Genomic DNA, 18,757 nt, shown 5'->3' with positions numbered 1-18,757 from the left:
CATGTGGTTTGAACGTTACGGTATTAATTTTGAAAAGCAAAACATAAGTCAAATAACTGTAGATGATTTACTGAGACTTTTAATACTAACGACAGAAGGGATAAATGAATTAATCAAAAATCCAGAAAGAGTTAATCTTAAAAATGAAGAAGAGTTGGAAAAAATAGCAGATATGAAGCTCCACAGTGCGCTGTATTATCTCAAAATAAATACGTCACTGTTTAAAACACCAATCATTTTAGATGAAAATAATTACCTGGTTGGCTATAATTCTGATGAAATACGGCGTTTTTTTCCGAGAGAATATCGTAAATTTTTATCTGACTTGTGATATTCATAAAAAGATGAAACTATTAAAAAAAAGCGTGATTTTTTAAATCAGGCTTTTTTGTTTTATTTGATGTCCTTATTTGACATAAAGAATAAGAGAGTTTGTAGTTCTTTCGTTAAGTCAATCGACTGAACGACAACGTCTTCTGGAACTTGCAAGCGCAAAGGTGAAAAGTTAAGAATACCTTTGATACCTGATTTAACTAGGATGTCTGCGACTTCTTGAGCGTTCTCTTTATTTACAGAAATAATTGCTGTTTTGATTTTTGAATTTTTAATATTTTTAGAGAAGTCAGCGATGTCGTAGATAGGAACACCTGTAGAAGTTGTTGTACCAACGAGTGGATTTTCTGGAACATCATAAGCTTGGGTAACGCGCATTTTATTGCGGTTTTGGAATTCATAATTAATAAGGGCGCGTCCAAGGTTACCGACTCCAACGAGTGCGATATGCGTTTCTTGATCTTGTCCGAGTAATTCTCCAAAGAAATCACGTAAAGCACGTGTTTCATAGCCATAGCCTCGACGTCCCAGCTCACCAAAGAGTGAAAAATCGCGACGAATCGTCGCTGCATCCACACCAATTTTTTCCGAAATAAGTTGTGAGTTTGTGCGTGTTACTTGTTCATCAACTAAAAGTTTGAACAAGCGATAATATTGAGGCAAACGTTTTGCCGTTGCCTTAGGTAGTTGTTTATTAACTTGGGAGCCAGCCATGTTATCTCCTTTACATAGTCTTTGTGAATATTTTACCTTTTTTGAGGGGGGCTTGTCAAACAATTCTTTCCGGAATTATGCGGTTGGCGAAAGTTTGTGAAAAAAATGGAGAAAAATTAACAAAGAAAAAAGAGAAAAATTCTCTTTTCACTTCAATTTATTTTTTCATTTAGCTCATCAAGCAAACGAATCAATTCCTTCAAGTCCTCATTGAGCAGTGTACTTCTTAAATAGGCATATTGAACATGAAAAATTTGCTTATCTTCAGGTATTAGTGGTATCTTTATTAGACTATCCATATCGGCAAAAGGAAGAAAATCGGTCATCAAGGTTATGCCAACATTTGAGTTGACCAGTTGGCCAATAGTATGGATATCAGAAAAATTAAAGAGCACTTTTGCTTTTTTCTTGTATTTTTCATTTAAATTTTGGAAAGCTTCCATATGCACAAAGCTTTCATCAAGCAGGATAAAAGGATAATCCAAAGCTTCTTTAAATGAAATTTCTTGACGTGAGGCAAGTGGGTTATCTTTAGAAACAAAGATATAAAATTCGCGTTGATAAAGTAGCTTCACAAAAAGGTTGGGGTGCATCAGGGGAGCAATACTGCCTATAAGGCTAAAATCAATTGTGCCGGAGATAAGTTTGGCCAGAAGTTCCTCCGAGCCACCCGATACTAAATCAAATTTCGATAAAAAGCTAATCGCATCCTTATCGTTTAAGAGTTGAGCCAGGATTTTTGCTCGAATGATAGGAGGAAAACCAATATGATTTTGATGATTTTTAGAATGCTCGATGACTCTTTGCGTTAGTGCCAACTCTTCTAAAATACTTTCGATATGAATCTTCAATATTTTTCCTTCATCTGTTAGGACAACTGTCCGGTGAGAAGGATCTTTGTATATTAAGTTACAGTTATAATATTGTTCCAATCTCTTTACAGCATAGGTAATTGTCGGCTGACTTACTCCAAAATGATTAGAAACAGCAGTAAAAGACAACAAGTCTCCTAAGGCATTAAAGTACTCGAAATCATGCAAGTTCATTAGTTTAAACGCTCCTTTGACCCTTATATTCTATCACAAGTTTTCCGATTTGTTATAAATAATATTTATCATAACCCAAAGGTTTGACTATAATTTTTTATAAGTATTAAAATACATCTTGTAAGAATTTCTTATAGGAATAATAAATTTGGAGGGCGTACGAATGCGTGCACATGAAATTTTAAACAATCCTTTTTTAAATAAAGGAACAGCATTTACTATGGAAGAACGTAAGGAACTTGGCTTAATCGGTCTTTTGCCACCTTATGTTCAAACACTTGAAGAACAAGCAGAACAAACTTACCAACATTACTTGGGAAAACCATCTGATTTGGAAAAACGTCATTTCTTGATGGAAATCTTCAATACAAATCGTACTTTGTTCTACTATTTGTTTAACCAACATATCGTAGAGTTTAACCCTATCGTATATGATCCAGTTATTGCTGAAACTATCGAAAACTATAGCCGTCTATTTGTAGATCCCCAATATGCTGCATATCTTGATATTAATCATCCAGAAAATATTCAAGAAACATTGAAAAACGCAGCGGGCGATCGCAATATCCGTCTGATTGTTGTGACAGATGCTGAAGGAATTCTCGGTATTGGCGACTGGGGTACACAAGGTGTTGATATCTCTGTAGGTAAATTAATGGTTTATACTGCAGCAGCCGGTATCGATCCAGCATCAGTTCTTCCTATCGTTATTGATGCAGGTACTAACCGTAAAGAGCTCTTGGAAGACTCAATGTATCTTGGAAATCGTCACGCACGTGTTTATGGTGACCAATACTACGACTTTGTTGACCAGTTTGTGGAAACTGCTGAAGCAATGTTCCCTAAACTCTACTTGCACTGGGAAGATTTCGGACGTTCAAATGCTGCAAATATCTTGAACAAATACAAAAAAGAAATCCCAACTTTCAATGATGACATTCAAGGAACTGGTATTGTTGTCTTAGGTGGTATCTTCGGTTCACTTGATATCACAGGTGAAAAATTAACAGATCAAGTTTATCTCTGCTACGGTGGTGGATCTGCTGGTGCAGGGATTGCTGCCCGTGTTCATGCGGAAATGGTAAGTGAGGGCCTTTCAGAAGAAGAAGCTTATAACCATTTCTTCATGATGGACAAACAAGGTTTGCTCTTTGATGATATGGAAGATTTGACCCCAGCACAAAAACCATTTGCCAAAAAACGTGCAGATTTTGCAAATGCTGGTGATATGACTGACTTAGCCAATGTTATCAAAACAGTTAAAGCTACTATCTTGGTAGGTACTTCAACTGATGCTGGTGCGTTTACCAAAGAAGTTGTTGAAGCAATGTGTGCCAACACTGAACGTCCAGTAATTTTCCCAATCTCAAACCCTACTAAAAAATTGGAAGCAACTGCTGAACAAGTAATTACATGGTCTGATGGTAAAGCCTTTGTTGCAACAGGTATACCTTCAGGAACTGTCTCTTATAAAGGCGTTGACTACCAAATCGGTCAAGCAAATAATGCTTTGATCTATCCTGGTTTAGGTCTTGGTATGTTGGCTTCAGAAGCATCACTTCTTACTGATGAAATGATTGGTGCCGCTGCGCACTCATTGAGCGGACTTGTTGATCCAGGTGCTGCTGGTGCTCCTGTGCTTCCTCCATTTGAATATGTTGCTGATGTTTCAATCAAAGTTGCAGAAGCAGTAGCGAAAAAAGCTCAAGAACAAGGCTTAGCACAAGCTCAAGAAAAAGATATGGTGAAAGCCGTTCGCGAGATGAAATGGTATCCAAAATACTAAGAGGTTAATGGATTAAAATGAAAAAATTAAAAGAAATAAAAATTTCAGGAATAAGTCTTCCTCTCTATGCCTTTTTTATGATTGTGTTGGCAGTGACGATAGGTTTAGGGAAATTGCCACTTAACATGGTGGGTATTACACTCCTATTAGTACTATTGGGGCACTTGCTTTACTTTATCGGTGAAAAATTACCCATTATGAATTCATATTTAGGTGGTGGGTCAGTCTTCACTTTGTTAGGTGCAACTCTCTTATCCTTTTTCCATATTATTCCTGCAAATGTGATTGATGCAGTAGGCAAATTTATGGGCGGTCAATTTGGTTTTCTTGATTTCTATATTGCAGCCCTGATTTGTGGGTCAATCTTGGGAATGAATAGAAGTTTGCTTGTCAAAGCTTCAGCTAAATTTATCCCTGTTGCTTTGGTGACAATGGTTGTTGGTTTCTTCGCTGTTGGTGGTATGGGTGTCTTGCTTGGAAATGGTTTTGCAGACTCTGTCATGTATGTTTCAATGCCTATGATGTCTGGTGGTATGGGAGCCGGAATTACTCCTTTATCACAAATCTATGCTGATGGTTTAGCCAATGGTAACCAAACCGCAATTTTCTCTCAACTTGCTCCCGCAGTAACCTTTGGGAATATTATTGCCATCATTGGGGCGCTTTCTATTTCTAAAATCTTTGCGAAATCAAAATACAATGGTCATGGAACTTTAGTTTCTGCGACAAAAGAAGAACTCGCAAAACCTAAAATTGAATTTGATGCCACTAAAATTGGTGTCGGTATGCTTTATGCCTTTACTCTACTCATGGTGGGTGTGATTTTAAACAAATTCTTCCCAAATATCCATGAATACGCCTTTATGATCATCATCGTCTTTGTTCTCAAAGCCTTTGATGCTGTACCAAAAGAGTTGGAAGAATCAGTGGTGATGTTTAACCAAATCATCATGACCAATCTTACACATGCGGTATTGGCAGGTATTGGTTTGGCATTGATTGATTTGACCACACTAGGTTCTGCTTTGACATGGCAATTTATTGTGCTTTGTCTGACAAGTGTTATTGCTATGGGCTTAACAAGCTGGTTCTTAGGTCTTGCCTTAGGTATGTACCCTGTCGAAACAGCTATCGGTGCTGGTATGATTAACAACTCTATGGGTGGAACAGGTAATATCGCTGTTCTCTCTGCCTCTGATCGTATGGAAATGATTGCCTTTGCACAAATGGCCAACCGTTTGTGTGGTGCCATTGTCCTCATCATGGGTGGTATACTCATTCGCTTCTTTTACTAATTGATCCTCCAATCAAAGTAATATAATAACAAAATAATAATGAACTAAAACGAGGTCCTGTAAAACCTCGTTTTTTTATTGTATTTAAAAAGAAATACTTGCCACTACCATTATAATAGAAGAAACCAAAATTACTTTTCGAATAACTTTCAATCATAACAAAAAGACACCTCAAGTGACAGGCCAAAATCTAAGGTAAGCATACTATGTTTAGCATTCTAAACATATCCTGTTTGGTATATACTCCTAAGAACAAAAAAGATATAATTTTATCTTGGAAAGTGAGAGCTTACGAAGTAGATAATGATTATCTACTTCGTAAGCTCGAAAGTAGGTTTGGTGTAAAATGATTTATAGTAAGTATGGAAAAATATTCCGCAACTTAAGGTTACAAAAAAATATGAGTCTATCAGAGTTGAATACACTAAGTGGGGTTTCTAAAGCAACGATTTCACAGTTTGAAAATGGGAAGTCTCTAGTGTCTTTTGACAAGCTTGAAGCGCTTCTAGAAAGTATGAATCTTACTATTTTGGATTATTCCTTGCTTGTAAATAACGGCTTACCTGAATATTTTATTACACAGTTTCAAAATATTGAAGATGCATATTATAATCAAGATGAGGCAGAACTCCAACATCTGTATGAAAAAAATCTCGAATATGAGAATGAATCTACCTATATGATTGCTTTAAGTGCCAAAGCAACTTACACTCAGCTGTCGGAAAAAGAAATCCAAGAAGTCGAATCTCTTTTATCAGTAGGGCCACTTTGGGGGTTGTATGAATTATATATCCTCATCCACACTTTGGAACAACTCAACCTAAACTTGGTCTGGAATATTATCGAAACATTTTTTAAAAATAAAAATGTTTTTAAATACTTAAAAGTACTTCATGAATATCGTGCATTGCTGATTAATATTTTGATTAAGGCCGAATTAGTATTTATTGAAGCAGAGTGTGACACAAAAGCAGGGATTGTTTTATCACGGTTGAACAGTCTCGCTGTGGAATCAGATTTGACAAGTAAGGCGATCGCTCGTGTTTTAAAAGGATGTTATACCTACGCTTTTGAAAGTCGAAGTAAAGGTGAAAAAATTATAGCAGGTTGTCTCGAAGTAATGGACAATATGGGTGCGATAAAGTTAAAAAATGTCATTGTACGCCGCATTGCATTGCTAAAAACTAGAGTTCAAAGATGAAGAAATGCCACTTTAGATAAGTGGTGTTTTTTATGCTGCTATAATAAAGAACTTCAAGGAGAAATTACAGACAGAACAAACTACTTTTTATTGTGAGAGTGCTATAATAAAGGGAGAAAAACAGATAAGGCGGTGTTTATAATGGAAAAACCTTCAAAAGAAGAACTCAAGCAAAGATTGTCTGACATAGAATATGCAGTGACTCAAGAAAATGCAACTGAACGTCCTTTTTCAGGAAAATACGCTGATTTTTATCAAGAGGGAATTTATGTTGATGTGGTCAGCGGGGAACCACTCTTTAGTTCAAAGGATAAATATGATGCTGGTTGTGGCTGGCCGTCATTTACTCACCCGATAGAAAAACGCGGGGTCAAAGAAAAAGCTGACTTTTCATTAGGCATGCATCGTGTGGAAGTAAGAAGTAAGGAGGCTGATTCTCACTTAGGACATGTGTTCAATGATGGGCCACAGGATCAAGGAGGATTGCGTTATTGTATAAATGCTGCGGCTTTAAGATTTATCCCGGTTGAAAAGTTAGAAGAAGAGGGCTACGGCGAATATAAATCCTTGTTTGGCAAAGAATAGTTGGAAAAATAAAACCTCGTCGTCCAAAATTAATAAACAGGTATTTTTTCTTCAACTCTGTCCTATGTTAGAATGAAAATATAGAGAATATGTGTTTATTTTCTGTGGAAATTCAACTATAAGGAGGATTTACTAATGAAAACACCTTTAATAACGATGAATGATGGTCATTTGCTACCGTCTGTAGGTTTAGGAACATACCAGATAAGGGGCGGAGAAGGTCTGGATCAGGTTTTGACAGCTATCCAGAGTGGTTACCGTCTTTTGGATACATCAACCAACTATGACAGTGAGGGGATAGTTGGTGAAGCCATTCGTCGCTCAGGTCTTCCGCGTTCAGAGTTTTTCGTGACAACGAAGTTACCGGGAAAATATCATCATTATGAAGATGCTTTGGCCATGATTCAAGAATCGCTCTATCGGATGGGCTTGGAGTATTTTGATTTATATCTGATTCACTGGCCTTTGCCAAAACGTGGACTATATGTGGAAGCCTGGAAGGCTTTAATCCAAGCTCAAAAAATGGGCTTAATACGCTCTATTGGTGTTTCAAATTTTGAACCCGAGCATTTAGACAAAATTATTACTGAAACAGGCGTTACTCCAGCCGTCAACCAAATCGAAATTCATCCCTATTGGGTGCAAGAGCGTATGGTGAAAGCCAACGCTGAGCGTGGTATCATCACGGAAGCCTGGAGTCCATTAGGGCGAGGAAATGATGCTCTTGAAGAGCCCATTATCACAAGTCTGGCTGAAAAGTATGGGAAGACAGCAGGTCAAGTTGTATTGCGTTGGCATGTAGAACGTAGCATTGTTCCCATTCCAAAATCCAGAAATTTAATCCATCAACGAAAAAATCTAGCAATTTTTGATTTTGAATTAACTGAAGATGAAGTTGCGCAGATTAATACTCTGGAAAAACCAGACGGACGTATTGATGGTCAAGATCCAAATGAATATGAGGAATTTGATTAAAATTAACATCAAATAAACAAAGAAACTCTTAGTAAATGAGGGTTTCTTTTTTATTCCATATCATATTTTGTAAATGGGCTAACTCCAATAAATAGGTCTCGAGATGTAGTGTTCTATAGGATTGCATATGCTAAAATAACATGTGTCATTATTAAAAATAAAGAATTATAAGAGGTTTTTATGAAAAACATGGTAGCTATCGCCGTATTAATTGCACTTGAAATTGTTGTTATTGCACTTCTAAAAGTATTAGGAATAGTCGATTCTCATAGTACACTGGCAGTAATTATCGTTATTATTTTTGCATTTGTTGAGCGTTTTGTTTATGTCAAAAAATTTAAAAATTAAATGTGTATTTCAATGATGATGTATCTGTGGTTGATTGAGGCATTTATGATAAAATAGAACTATGACCTACTATGAAAATTACATGACTGGACACATCGTACTTCCTCATGCTATGCTGGAGCATTTCGCTCAAGTGTTTCCTTCGGCAGAGGATTTTTTGGTTTGGCTCTATTTATATGAAAATCGTGATATAGCACCAAGTGAAATTGCAACTAAAATAGGAAAAAAACTTGCCGATGTGAATCGTAGTATTGACAACCTTCAAGAGTTTGGCTCTTTAAAAGTTACTTTACTCGGAATTGCTGGAGATATGGAAACCATTTTTGATGTCACACCAGCTTTAAAAAAGTTAGACCAACTGGATGGTTTAGCTAAAGAAGAGCATGCAGAAACAACTACACCAACACAGCAAAATAAGAGCCAGCTACAAGAATTGGTCAATATTTTCGAAGCGGAAATGGGCATGATTACTCCGATGCAAAGCGAAGAGCTTCGTATTCTCTTGTTTGAAGATAAGTACGACTTTGAGCTCATTAAACTTGCCCTACGTGAAGCAGTGGTGAACCGCAAGGTTTCGCTCAACTATATCAAAGCCATTTTACGCAATTGGCGTAATGACGGCTTGATGAGTACCCAAGCGGTGGAACAGCGCAAGGAAGAACGTAACGAAGCAACGCAAAACCATAAAAATACTGATTTCTATATCCCGATGGATGGGCCCTGGAACGGAAAATAATATGCTGAGTAAGAAACGATTTTTAGAAGCTTTAGATATCATTGTTGCTATGTTTCCCGAAGCACATGGTGAACTAGAATGGGATACACCCTTTCAACTTTTAATTGCCACAATTTTATCCGCCCAAGCAACAGATAAGGGTGTGAACAAGGCAACACCGGGACTTTTTGCTAAATACCCTGATCCGGAAAGCTTAGCACAGGCAGATATCGCAGATGTTGAACAATGCATCCGAACGATTGGACTTTACAAAACAAAAGCGAAAAACATTGTCAAGACTTCCCAAATGTTGGTAGAAAATTTTAATAGTGAACTGCCAAGAGATAAAAAGTTATTACAAACCTTGCCAGGTGTAGGCAGGAAAACGGCAAATGTTGTTCTGGGAGAAACCTACGGTATTCCCGGAATTGCTGTTGATACCCATGTGGAACGGATTTCAAAACGTTTGGATATTGTGCCACAAAAAGCCTCCGTCTTGGAGGTTGAAGAGAAGTTGATGAGGTTGATTCCTGAAGAACGTTGGGTGGAAAGTCATCACCATCTCATCTTCTTTGGCCGTTATCATTGTACAGCGCGTGCACCAAAGTGTGAAGAATGTCCTGTGCTCGAATACTGTAAATTTGGAAAGAAAAACTTAAATGAATGAAATAAAACTCTCGAAACGTCTACAAGCTGTTGCAGATCTCGTGAAACCAAACAGTCGTCTTCTGGACGTGGGCAGTGATCATGCTTATTTACCTACCTATTTGATTCAGCAAGAAAAGATTGACTTTGCCATCGCAGGCGAAGTAGTTAAAGGACCGTATCAAATTGCCCATAATCACGTGGCTGAGCAGAACTTGCAAGAGAAGATTGAAGTCAGATTAGCCAATGGTTTGGCTGCCTTTGAAGAAGGTGATAATATCACAAGCATTGTAATTGCTGGTATGGGCGGTATTTTAATCTCCGAAATCCTCGAAGCAGGAAAAGATAAATTGAGCCAAGTAGAGCAACTCATTTTACAACCTAATAATCATGAAGAAAGCCTTCGTTCTTGGCTTATGGACCATGATTTTGTAATTACTTCCGAAAAGATACTTCTGGAAGCAGGGAAAATCTACGAAATTATTGTGGCAGAACACGGCACAGCCGAGCTGAATGAAACAGAACTTGAATTTGGACCATATTTGTCCCAAGAAAAATCAGAAGTCTTCTGTCAAAAGTGGAATAAAGAGCTCAATACTTTAAAAAAAATACTTGAGCGACTTCCTGAAAATCATGAAAAACGCGCCACAGTTCAAGCAGAAAAAGAAAAAATAGAAGGAGTTCTCCAATGAAAATCAGAGATTTCATGGCCTTGTACGAAGAATTTTGTCCCAAAGATTTAGCAGTTGAAGGCGATCCTGTTGGATTACAGATAGGCTCGCTTGATGCTCCAGTAAAAAAGGTCTTGGTTACTTTAGATATTCGTGAGCAAACAGTTTCAGAGGCTATTGAAAAAGATGTGGATTTGATTTTAGCAAAACATCCGGTTATTTTTCGGCCTTTAGCAAACCTGACAGATGCGGACAGTCAAGAAAAAATTGTCCTTGATTTGATAAAAGCGGGTATTGCAGTTTATACAAGCCATACCAATATTGATGTTGTGGATGGTGGGCTGAACGATTGGTTCTGTGAACTTTTAGAAATTAAAGATACGGAAATCTTATCAGCGGAAGGTTTAGGTCGTGTTGGAAATATTACACCGATGAGCTTGGCGGATTTTTCGGAAAAAATGAAACAAACTTTTGCTTTAGATCATCTGCGTTTGGTGACTTATGATCGCTCTTTGAGCCAGACTATTCAACGTGTGGCAATCTGTGGTGGCAGCGGTGGCAAATTTTGGCCGGAAGCCCAAGCCAAAGGTGCAGATCTCTATATTACGGGTGATATATATTATCACGTTGGTCATGACCAGCTTTCGCAAGGGCTTATTGGACTTGATCCTGGTCATTACTTGGAACATCTCTTTATCCCAAAAGTCGCTGAAAAACTAGCTAGCTTTGGCACAGATGTTGAAATTATTGAAAGTAAAGAAAATACTAATCCATTCTTTGATATTTAAATTCAAAACTTTATGATACTTTACAGGTCATGGAGTTTTTTCATTTTATAAGCGCAAATGCCGAACCATTTCCCAAATAAAAGCTGCATCGGGTTTCGCATAGCTCTAAAAAAAGCTCATGTCTGTTAAAATAAGTTGAGAGAGACAATGATGGAGAAAGAGAATGGATTTTAAGAAAGAAAGTTATGATGCATTGGTGTTTGACTTGGACGGGACAATTGTTTTTAATGGTTACGAAATCGAAGCAAATATACTGGAAAAATTACGTCAACTGGATGAAAGGGTCAAAATAATCTTTGCTTCAGCCCGTCCCGTACGTGACATGTTGCCGCTTTTGGAAGACTTCCCCGACAATGATTTGATTGGCGGAAATGGTAGTATTGTCCGCATGAAGCAACGCATTTTCTCTACCCAAACTATCACACCCAATAGTGTAGAAAAAATCGTAACTTTTATAGAGTTGCGAAAGCTAGAATATGTCATAGATTATGATTGGAATTACAGTGCAAAAGTTTCTACTCAAACAAACATACTTAATAAATTGGATACCGCCCACAAAGCTCAAAACGTCGACTTGAGTTATGAAGATGTTATCAAAATCATCATATTTGGTGTTACACCAAGATTCTATCAGGAATTCGATACAGGCGAGGAACTGGCTGTTTTATACCATTCCGATGTAGAGGAACTCGTGATTACGGCAAAAAACATCAATAAATATCAGGTGTTATCGGAAGTTATGGGACAAACTAACTATATCGGCTTTGGCAATGATAAAAATGATGTAAAATTACTCGCACATGCCAAGCTTGCAATTTCTGTAGGAGATAATCCAGAAGTTCTTCAGGTGAGCCAGGAGCATCTGCCTGCAGAGAGTGAAAAAATTACTGCTTTTTTGGAGAAATTGATTCTTGATAGCAGGGGATGAAAGACATTGGACTTTGTCAAGCGGGTATGCTATCATAAAAGCATGAAAAAATTCCAGAAAAATGAAGTGATTCAAGGAACAGTCCTTGACTTAACACATGAAGGGCAAGGAGTTATCAAAGCAGATAACTTCCCTTTTTTTGTTGAAAATGCCTTACCCGGTGAAGAGATTAAAATAAAAGTCCTAAAAGTCGGAAAGAACTTCGGCTTTGGCAAGGTTGAAGAATGGTTCAGCCAATCACCAGATCGTGTGCAAGATGTCAATATGACCTATCTCCGCACAGGAATTGCTGACTTTGGACACATGACTTATCCAGCCCAGCTTCACTTTAAACATAAACAAGTTGTTGATGTACTTCGTAAAAACGCACATAAGCCAGACTTTCCGGTTCTTGACACTTTAGGTGCAGAGCAAGAAAGCCAATATCGTAATAAAGCACAGGTGCCTGTGCGTAGCATCAATGGTAAAACAGAAACGGGCTTTTTCCGAAAAAACTCACACGATTTAGTGCCAATCCGTGATTTTTATATCCAAAATACTGAAATTGATGACTTGGTTAATCAGGTGCGGGAGAGTTTAATCAAGCTCAATATTCCGCCTTATGATGAGCAAACGAAACGAGGTATTGTACGCAATATCGTGATTCGTCGCGGTCATCATAGCGGTCAAGTGATGCTGATTTTGGTTGTGACTAAAGAGAAATTCGCTGGTCTTTCAGAACTTGTGGCTGAATACAGCAATAAAGTGGACTCTTTCCAGCTCAGTATTAATACATCAACAGGAAATGCAATCTTTGGCTCTAAGTTCAAATTGCTCTCAGGTAAAGATTATATTACGGACAGCATGTTAGGTAAAGACTTCCAAATCTCTGCACGGGCTTTCTATCAAGTCAACACAGCACAGGCTGAAAAGCTTTATCAATTAGCTTATGATTTTGCAGATTTGAAAGCCGAAGATGTCGTGATTGATGCTTATTCCGGCATCGGTACAATCGGCCTTGGAATGGCAGATAAGGTCGCACAGGTTTACGGTATGGAAATCATACCAGAAGCAGTAGAAAATGCCAAGACCAATGCAGCGCTGAATGATATTAAAAATGCGCAGTACGAAGTCGGACCAGCAGAAGAAGTAATGCCACAATGGGTACAAGACGGTATCCAACCTGATGTTATCTTTGTTGATCCGCCACGTAAGGGTCTAGACGAAAGCTTTATCAAAGCCGCCACAGCAACCCAAGCACGTGCCGTGGTCTATATCTCATGCAATCCGGCAACATTTGCGCGTGATGTCGTCCGCTTTGAAGAAGAAGGCTATCTTTTGGAAAAAGTACAACCTGTTGATCTTTTCCCGCAGACGAAGCATGTGGAGTGTGTGGGATTGTTGGTGAAAAAATAAGACTCAATACCAAAAAGGACCCAAAAATGTCACAGAAAAACCACAACTACGAAAAAGAATCAGAAAAATTCTATGATAATATCGCTCAGAGGTTTGACCATTCCTTTGATGGATTCCTTGCTTCATTTTTTAAAAAGTTTATTATCAAACATTTGGAAGTAACGAGAAATGCGAATATCCTTGATATTGGCTGTGCCAATGGGACACTGCTGTCCATGCTTAGCAAGCAGACCAATATTTTTGGTGCAGGTTTAGACATTTCTTCTGAAATGATCAAGATTGCCAGCCAACGTCATCCGCAGTTTGAGTTTAAGCAAGGCAGCGCGGAAGCTGTTCCGTTTCCGAAGGATAACTTCGATATTATCATTTGTTCAGCCAGTTTTTATCACTTCCCTCATCCCGATCACTTTTTAGATGAAGCTAGTCGTTTGTTAAAACAAGATGGTAGACTGGTGATTGCGGAAATCCATATTCCTGTAGTGACAAAGCTTTATAATTGGCGTTTGAACCGCTTTTCAACTGAAGGTGATGTCAAAGTCTATCAACCTAAAGAGCTGGCAAATCTCTTTCAAGAAAAGGGCTGGAAAATTGTGAAACGTAAAATTTTTCTGCAAATTCAATATTATGAACTGCAAAAGCTGTGAACACAGCTTTTTTATATAAATAAAATTATGTAAAAAAAGAACCTTCGATGTCAATATTACAGGGATTATGTTATAATTTAAACAGTATTTTACACATTAGAAGGGGGAAAATCCTATGGAAAAACAAAATTTTAGAGCCTCTGTTTTTTTCAAATGGTTTGTAAATAATAAAGTCGTGACGGCACTCTTAGTTGTCTTACTTTTATTACTTAATATTCTATTACTCAGCAAAGTCAACTTTATCTTTGCACCAATTGCAGATTTTCTGACCATTGTTTCATTGCCTGTCGTTTTAGCAGCCGTGTTTTATTACCTGCTTAATCCGATTGTTGATTATCTCGAAAAGAAACGTGTGCCGCGTATCGCCAGTATTATTGTACTTTTTATTCTAATTGCTGGATTGTTGGTTTGGGGCTTGGCTTACGCCATTCCTTCTATCTCCAATAGTGTGGCAAGTTTCTCTAAGCACGTGCCTAACTATGTCGAACAAGCACAAGAAGAAGTAAATAAACTGTTGACCAATCGTCACTTTGAGCAATTCCGCCCACAAATGGATGATTTCATGGATTCCCTTGGGAATAATATCGTGGACTGGTCGAAAAACTTTTCAACTGCTGCCTTTAGCTCAATCACTGATGTGATTACGCGTACAGCAAGTGTCTTTATTTCACTGGTTATCTTCCCGTTTGTGCTTTTCTACCTTTTACGTGACGGAAAAAACTTGAACGGCTATATCACACATCTTTTACCAGTCAACTGGCGCAAAGATACTTCAAAAATCTTGACTGAGATGAATTCACAACTTGCAAACTACGTACGTGGTCAAGTTATTGTTGCGATTGCGGTTGCTTTGATGCTTGCGATTGGTTTACCAATCATTGGTTTGCGTTACGGGATCACTCTTGCTATCTTATCTGGACTCTTTAACTTGATTCCATTCCTTGGATTCTACTTGGCCATCATTCCGGCTATGATTATCGGTTTAGCAACAGGTGGACCAATCATGTTGCTTAAAGTCTTGATTGTATATATCATTGAACAAACACTTGAAGGACGTTTCGTTTCGCCTTTAGTTCTAGGTAAACAGTTGAGCATTCACCCGATCACAGTTCTCTTTGTGCTCTTAACGGCCGGCAAAGTCTTTGGCTTATGGGGCGTTCTACTGGGAATTCCGTTCTATGCTGCAGCCAAAGTAATTATTACACATATCTATGATTGGTATCGTGAAATTTCGGAACTTTATCAACCTGTTGATTTAGGCAATACAAGTGAACTTGAAAAAATAGAGGAGAGCTAATGTCTTATTCAGAAGATACCATTGATTTTCTACATAAAGGTGATTTGATTGGGATGCATAATGCTTTGAGCAATGCGCTCAAGCATGATAATGAAGAAATGCTTGCGGATTTGGCAGAATATTTACAAATGATGGGTTTTATCGATGAGAGTCATCAAGTCTATGATAAGATTCTGAGTGACAATCCTGAAAGTACCGACTACTTGATTAATCTGGCAGAGATTGCAGAGGATGATGGACAGATTGATGATGCTTTAAACTATCTCTATCAAATTCCTGCTGGGGACGAAAACTATGTTGCTGCTTTGATTCAAATTGCGGATTTGTACCAGTTTGAAGGCGACTTTGAGACGGCCATTAGCAAGCTGGAAGAAGCCCGCGAACTTTCCGACTCACCTCTGATTACATTTGCGCTTGCGGAAAGTTATTACGAGCAAGGCGCATATCAAGAAGCAATCCAAAACTACGCCAAGCTTTCTGTACGAGAGATTTTACAGCAAACTAAAATCTCTACTTATCAGCGTATCGGTGAATCCTACGCACATCTAGGGAATTTTGAAAATGCGATTTCCTTTTTAGAAAAGTCTTTAGAGTTCGATAAAACTGCTGATACAATTTACAAGATTGCGTTACTTTATAGCGAATTGGATAATCAAGCCCGGGCAATTAGCTATTTCAAACAGCTAGAAGATTATAATACAGATTTACTAAATTACGAATTAGCCTATGCCCAAACACTGGAAGCAGACCGTCAGTTTGATGAAGCTGCCCGTGTGGCTCAAGAAGGTTTACTGAAGAATCCAAATTCGGCTTTACTGTTGCATTTTCTCTCGAAGCTGGCTTATAGTCAAAAAGATCAAGCAGCTGCAGAACGATACTTGATGGATGCGCTCAATGTTGCTGAGCTCCATGACGAAACAGTATTCCTCCTGGCAAACCTTTATTTCAACGAGTCAGACTTTGAAGCAGTGATTCGATTGGAAGAGTTGTTAGAAGAAGAACATCTCTTGGCGCAGTGGTTATTTGCCCAAGCTCATAAAGAGCTGGAAAATGATGCAAAAGCAGAAGCCCTCTATACAGAGCTCTTGTCGACTGCCTTGACTGATAATCCAGATTTCTTGAAGGATTATGTTGATTTCCTTTTGCAAATCGGACAAAATGAGAAGGCGCAAACCTATATTAAACAATATCTGGAACTCGTGCCAGAAGATGAAGAAATGAGAGGACTGTTGTTCGAGTAATCGAACAATGGTTTTTTTATTGAAGTAAGATTACAAAGTCTGTAATATTTCATAGAAGGAGATGTAAGCGTTTTAGGTGTAGAAATCTTGTGAAAGCAGACTACATATACATTCTTCAAGCGCGATTTTTGTAAATTAAAATGTTTTCTGCTAAAATTGATTGTGAAGATTGTGAATCTTAATTGAAATGGAGAAGAAATGACTGATAAAAAATTCGGCTCAGACTTAGTTGTAGATAGTTTAATTAACCATAATGTAAAATATGTTTTTGGTATCCCTGGTGCCAAAATTGACCGCGTATTCGACCGCTTGGAGCATGATCCAAAAGCGCCAGAATTAATCATTACTCACCATGAGCAAGGTGCTGCTTTTATGGCACAAGCTGTGGGACGTATCACTGGTGAACCTGGTGTTGTTTTGGTTACTTCTGGTCCTGGTGTATCAAACTTGGCAACGCCACTTTTGACAGCAACATCTGAAGGAGATGCGATTCTTGCTATTGGTGGACAAGTAAAACGCGCTGACCGTTTGAAACGTGCACACCAATCTATGGATAATGCTCAAATGATGGCGCCAGCATCAAAATATTCACAAGAAATCTTGGATCCATCAACAATTTCTGAAACAGTAGCCAATGCTTACCGTATCGCTAAAGGCGGTCGTGCAGGTTCAAGTTTCTTATCTATCCCACAAGACGTGACGGATTCAGAAGTTTCAGTGAATGCCATTAAACCTTTGTCAGATCCTAAGATGGGTAATGCCTCAATTGATGACATCAACTATTTGGCGCAAGCGATTAAAAATGCTGTATTGCCTGTTATCCTTGTTGGTGCTGGCGGTTCAGATGAAAAAGTAGCTAAAGCTTTGCGTAACTTACTTTCACACGTCTCTATTCCGGTCGTTGAAACTTTCCAAGGTGCAGGTGTGATTTCGCGTGACCTTGAACATACATTCTTCGGTCGTATCGGTCTTTTCCGTAACCAACCGGGAGATATGTTGCTCAAACGTTCAGACTTAGTCATCGCTGTTGGTTATGACCCAATCGAGTATGAAGCACGCAACTGGAATGCCGAAATTGATAGCCGTATCGTTGTTATTGACAATGCCATTGCTGAGATTGATACTTATTACCAACCAGAACGTGAATTGATTGGTGATATCGCTCAAACATTGGAAAATCTTTTGCCAGCAGTCCGTGGTTACAACTTGCCAGAGGGTTCAGTTGAATACCTTAAAGGTCTGCGTGACGTGATTAACCAACACGAATTTGATGTTGAAGCAGCTGAAGAAGGACGTTTGCATCCACTCGACTTGGTAAGTACTTTCCAAGAAGTCGTTAAAGATGATGAAACTGTGACTGTTGACGTTGGCTCACTCTATATCTGGATGGCACGTTACTTCCGTTCTTATGAACCACGTCACTTACTCTTCTCAAACGGTATGCAAACACTCGGTGTAGCTTTGCCTTGGGGAATTACAGCCGGCTTGCTCCGCCCAGGACACAAAGTTTATTCTCACTCTGGTGATGGAGGTTTCCTCTTCACCGGTCAAGAACTTGAAGTTGCCGTTCGCCTTAACTTACCATTGATTCACATTATCTGGAACGATGGTCACTATGACATGGTTAAATTCCAAGAAGAGAAAAAATACGGCCGTGCAGCAGGTGTAAACTTCGGTAGCGTTGATTACGTGAAATACGCTGAAGCTATGGGTGCCAAAGGCTATCGTGTTCACAGCGCAGAAGAACTCAAAGAACTCTTAGAATCAATCCCTGACAGCACAGGACCAGTAGTTATTGATGTTCCTATCGATTATTCAGACAATATTAAATTAGCGGATACGCTTTTGCCGGAGGAGTTTTATTGATAATGACAGGCAGTTTTGTGAAAAAAGGATGTTTCTTTTATCCTATTTTGCTGCGGGAAATGCCCATACAGATGTCCAGATGCTCTTGTGAGAGTATGAATGGTGTTGTAGGCATGGATACTGCATCGCTTGTATACAATTCAATATATTAAATAAAAGGTATGACCTTAATAAGGTCGTACCTTTTTTATACCTTGAATTTAAAGACATTCAAGAAGAGTTATAATTCTCACGATTTCAATGATTCTGTTTCTCTATTTTTTGTGTATAATTAAAGGACAAAG

The 18,757-nt window shown here is 38.4% G+C and carries 19 protein-coding genes; 17 read left to right on the top strand and 2 right to left on the bottom strand.

All coding sequences use genetic code 11. The features are described 5' to 3' along the window. Position 1: 1 nt before the first annotated feature. Entirely contained in the window at positions 2 to 331 is a 330-nt protein-coding gene (locus J0J35_RS03765; RefSeq protein ID WP_206917849.1) for an ArsC/Spx/MgsR family protein, read from the top strand. A gap of 62 nt (positions 332 to 393) precedes the next feature. On the opposite strand, the gene J0J35_RS03760 is transcribed toward J0J35_RS03765, so the two are convergent. Together J0J35_RS03760 and J0J35_RS03755 are read right to left on the bottom strand one after the other, a co-directional pair. Next, positions 394 to 1,047: a redox-sensing transcriptional repressor Rex gene (locus J0J35_RS03760; RefSeq protein ID WP_019293999.1), complete on the bottom strand. Its 654-nt coding sequence runs from the start codon at positions 1,045 to 1,047 to the stop codon at positions 394 to 396. A 152-nt stretch (positions 1,048 to 1,199) separates the two neighbouring features. Further along, positions 1,200 to 2,093 (bottom strand): LysR family transcriptional regulator, encoded by an 894-nt coding sequence (locus tag J0J35_RS03755; protein WP_206917847.1) that lies wholly within the window; start codon positions 2,091 to 2,093, stop codon positions 1,200 to 1,202. Between the two features lie 163 nt (positions 2,094 to 2,256). Here J0J35_RS03755 and J0J35_RS03750 point away from each other — a divergent pair, with 163 nt between their 5' ends. From J0J35_RS03750 to alsS, 16 genes are all read left to right on the top strand, one after another. Then, on the top strand, positions 2,257 to 3,879 hold the full coding sequence (locus tag J0J35_RS03750) for a malolactic enzyme (RefSeq protein WP_206917845.1): 1,623 nt from the start codon (positions 2,257 to 2,259) through the stop codon (positions 3,877 to 3,879). Positions 3,880 to 3,896: 17 nt separating this feature from the next. Next, on the top strand, positions 3,897 to 5,174 hold the full coding sequence (locus J0J35_RS03745; protein ID WP_017371074.1) for a 2-hydroxycarboxylate transporter family protein: 1,278 nt from the start codon (positions 3,897 to 3,899) through the stop codon (positions 5,172 to 5,174). 400 nt (positions 5,175 to 5,574) lie between these two features. Then, a complete protein-coding gene (locus tag J0J35_RS03740) occupies positions 5,575 to 6,375 on the top strand; it encodes a helix-turn-helix domain-containing protein (protein WP_019293995.1) in 801 nt (266 codons plus the stop codon). Positions 6,376 to 6,516: 141 nt separating this feature from the next. Continuing rightward, entirely contained in the window at positions 6,517 to 6,960 is a 444-nt protein-coding gene (msrB, locus tag J0J35_RS03735) for a peptide-methionine (R)-S-oxide reductase MsrB (protein WP_206917843.1), read from the top strand. Between the two features lie 135 nt (positions 6,961 to 7,095). Continuing rightward, the gene (locus tag J0J35_RS03730) at positions 7,096 to 7,935 is read left to right on the top strand and encodes an aldo/keto reductase (protein WP_165719698.1); all 840 of its coding nucleotides are present in this window, start codon (positions 7,096 to 7,098) and stop codon (positions 7,933 to 7,935) included. Between the two features lie 180 nt (positions 7,936 to 8,115). Then, entirely contained in the window at positions 8,116 to 8,283 is a 168-nt protein-coding gene (locus tag J0J35_RS03725) for a hypothetical protein (protein ID WP_165719697.1), read from the top strand. A 61-nt stretch (positions 8,284 to 8,344) separates the two neighbouring features. Beyond that, complete coding sequence (locus tag J0J35_RS03720; RefSeq protein ID WP_165719696.1) at positions 8,345 to 9,019, top strand: DnaD domain-containing protein; 675 nt, start codon at positions 8,345 to 8,347, stop codon at positions 9,017 to 9,019. Position 9,020: 1 nt separating this feature from the next. Next, on the top strand, positions 9,021 to 9,665 hold the full coding sequence (gene nth / locus J0J35_RS03715) for an endonuclease III (RefSeq protein ID WP_165714186.1): 645 nt from the start codon (positions 9,021 to 9,023) through the stop codon (positions 9,663 to 9,665). Beyond that, on the top strand, positions 9,658 to 10,335 hold the full coding sequence (locus J0J35_RS03710) for a tRNA (adenine(22)-N(1))-methyltransferase TrmK (RefSeq protein WP_206917831.1): 678 nt from the start codon (positions 9,658 to 9,660) through the stop codon (positions 10,333 to 10,335). The genes nth and J0J35_RS03710 overlap by 8 nt, the downstream gene beginning before the upstream one ends. Beyond that, positions 10,332 to 11,102, top strand: a complete 771-nt coding sequence (locus J0J35_RS03705) for a Nif3-like dinuclear metal center hexameric protein (protein ID WP_198494571.1) — start codon at positions 10,332 to 10,334, stop codon at positions 11,100 to 11,102. The genes J0J35_RS03710 and J0J35_RS03705 overlap by 4 nt, the downstream gene beginning before the upstream one ends. A 163-nt stretch (positions 11,103 to 11,265) precedes the next feature. Next, on the top strand, positions 11,266 to 12,030 hold the full coding sequence (locus J0J35_RS03700; protein ID WP_206917828.1) for an HAD-IIB family hydrolase: 765 nt from the start codon (positions 11,266 to 11,268) through the stop codon (positions 12,028 to 12,030). 6 nt (positions 12,031 to 12,036) lie between these two features. After that, positions 12,037 to 13,425 carry a 23S rRNA (uracil(1939)-C(5))-methyltransferase RlmD gene (gene rlmD / locus J0J35_RS03695; protein WP_206917826.1) on the top strand — a complete coding sequence of 463 codons (1,389 nt, stop codon included), beginning with the start codon at positions 12,037 to 12,039 and terminating at the stop codon, positions 13,423 to 13,425. Positions 13,426 to 13,451: 26 nt separating this feature from the next. Beyond that, complete coding sequence (locus tag J0J35_RS03690; RefSeq protein ID WP_206917820.1) at positions 13,452 to 14,069, top strand: class I SAM-dependent methyltransferase; 618 nt, start codon at positions 13,452 to 13,454, stop codon at positions 14,067 to 14,069. Between the two features lie 115 nt (positions 14,070 to 14,184). Beyond that, entirely contained in the window at positions 14,185 to 15,366 is a 1,182-nt protein-coding gene (locus J0J35_RS03685; RefSeq protein ID WP_019293983.1) for an AI-2E family transporter, read from the top strand. Then, positions 15,366 to 16,607 carry a lipopolysaccharide assembly protein LapB gene (locus tag J0J35_RS03680; protein WP_206917819.1) on the top strand — a complete coding sequence of 414 codons (1,242 nt, stop codon included), beginning with the start codon at positions 15,366 to 15,368 and terminating at the stop codon, positions 16,605 to 16,607. The genes J0J35_RS03685 and J0J35_RS03680 overlap by 1 nt, the downstream gene beginning before the upstream one ends. Positions 16,608 to 16,805: 198 nt before the next feature. Beyond that, positions 16,806 to 18,473, top strand: coding sequence for an acetolactate synthase AlsS (gene alsS / locus J0J35_RS03675; protein ID WP_019291695.1), 1,668 nt, complete (start codon positions 16,806 to 16,808; stop codon positions 18,471 to 18,473). The last annotated feature ends 284 nt before the right edge of the window (positions 18,474 to 18,757 follow it).

It is taken from the genome of Lactococcus sp. LG606 (genome assembly GCF_017309645.1).
In the GTDB taxonomy this organism is placed as follows: Bacteria; Bacillota; Bacilli; order Lactobacillales; family Streptococcaceae; genus Lactococcus; species Lactococcus petauri.
Note: the sequence above shows the minus strand (reverse complement) of the source record. Positions and strands in the feature narration are given on the sequence as shown.

What these genes read in the sequence shown, in the direction of transcription:
- J0J35_RS03685 (WP_019293983.1), top strand. Translation starts at nt 14,185, where the DNA reads ATGGAAAAACAAAATTTTAGAGCCTCTGTTTTTTTCAAATGGTTTGTA.
- J0J35_RS03690 (WP_206917820.1), top strand. Translation starts at nt 13,452, where the DNA reads ATGTCACAGAAAAACCACAACTACGAAAAAGAATCAGAAAAATTCTAT.
- J0J35_RS03705 (WP_198494571.1), top strand. Translation starts at nt 10,332, where the DNA reads ATGAAAATCAGAGATTTCATGGCCTTGTACGAAGAATTTTGTCCCAAA.
- J0J35_RS03720 (WP_165719696.1), top strand. Translation starts at nt 8,345, where the DNA reads ATGACCTACTATGAAAATTACATGACTGGACACATCGTACTTCCTCAT.
- J0J35_RS03725 (WP_165719697.1), top strand. Translation starts at nt 8,116, where the DNA reads ATGAAAAACATGGTAGCTATCGCCGTATTAATTGCACTTGAAATTGTT.
- J0J35_RS03755 (WP_206917847.1), bottom strand. Translation starts at nt 2,093, where the DNA reads ATGAACTTGCATGATTTCGAGTACTTTAATGCCTTAGGAGACTTGTTG.
- J0J35_RS03760 (WP_019293999.1), bottom strand. Translation starts at nt 1,047, where the DNA reads ATGGCTGGCTCCCAAGTTAATAAACAACTACCTAAGGCAACGGCAAAA.
- J0J35_RS03745 (WP_017371074.1), top strand. Translation starts at nt 3,897, where the DNA reads ATGAAAAAATTAAAAGAAATAAAAATTTCAGGAATAAGTCTTCCTCTC.
- J0J35_RS03710 (WP_206917831.1), top strand. Translation starts at nt 9,658, where the DNA reads ATGAATGAAATAAAACTCTCGAAACGTCTACAAGCTGTTGCAGATCTC.
- J0J35_RS03730 (WP_165719698.1), top strand. Translation starts at nt 7,096, where the DNA reads ATGAAAACACCTTTAATAACGATGAATGATGGTCATTTGCTACCGTCT.
- J0J35_RS03680 (WP_206917819.1), top strand. Translation starts at nt 15,366, where the DNA reads ATGTCTTATTCAGAAGATACCATTGATTTTCTACATAAAGGTGATTTG.
- J0J35_RS03700 (WP_206917828.1), top strand. Translation starts at nt 11,266, where the DNA reads ATGGATTTTAAGAAAGAAAGTTATGATGCATTGGTGTTTGACTTGGAC.
- J0J35_RS03740 (WP_019293995.1), top strand. Translation starts at nt 5,575, where the DNA reads ATGAGTCTATCAGAGTTGAATACACTAAGTGGGGTTTCTAAAGCAACG.
- J0J35_RS03750 (WP_206917845.1), top strand. Translation starts at nt 2,257, where the DNA reads ATGCGTGCACATGAAATTTTAAACAATCCTTTTTTAAATAAAGGAACA.
- msrB (WP_206917843.1), top strand. Translation starts at nt 6,517, where the DNA reads ATGGAAAAACCTTCAAAAGAAGAACTCAAGCAAAGATTGTCTGACATA.
- alsS (WP_019291695.1), top strand. Translation starts at nt 16,806, where the DNA reads ATGACTGATAAAAAATTCGGCTCAGACTTAGTTGTAGATAGTTTAATT.
- nth (WP_165714186.1), top strand. Translation starts at nt 9,021, where the DNA reads ATGCTGAGTAAGAAACGATTTTTAGAAGCTTTAGATATCATTGTTGCT.
- J0J35_RS03765 (WP_206917849.1), top strand. Translation starts at nt 2, where the DNA reads ATGTGGTTTGAACGTTACGGTATTAATTTTGAAAAGCAAAACATAAGT.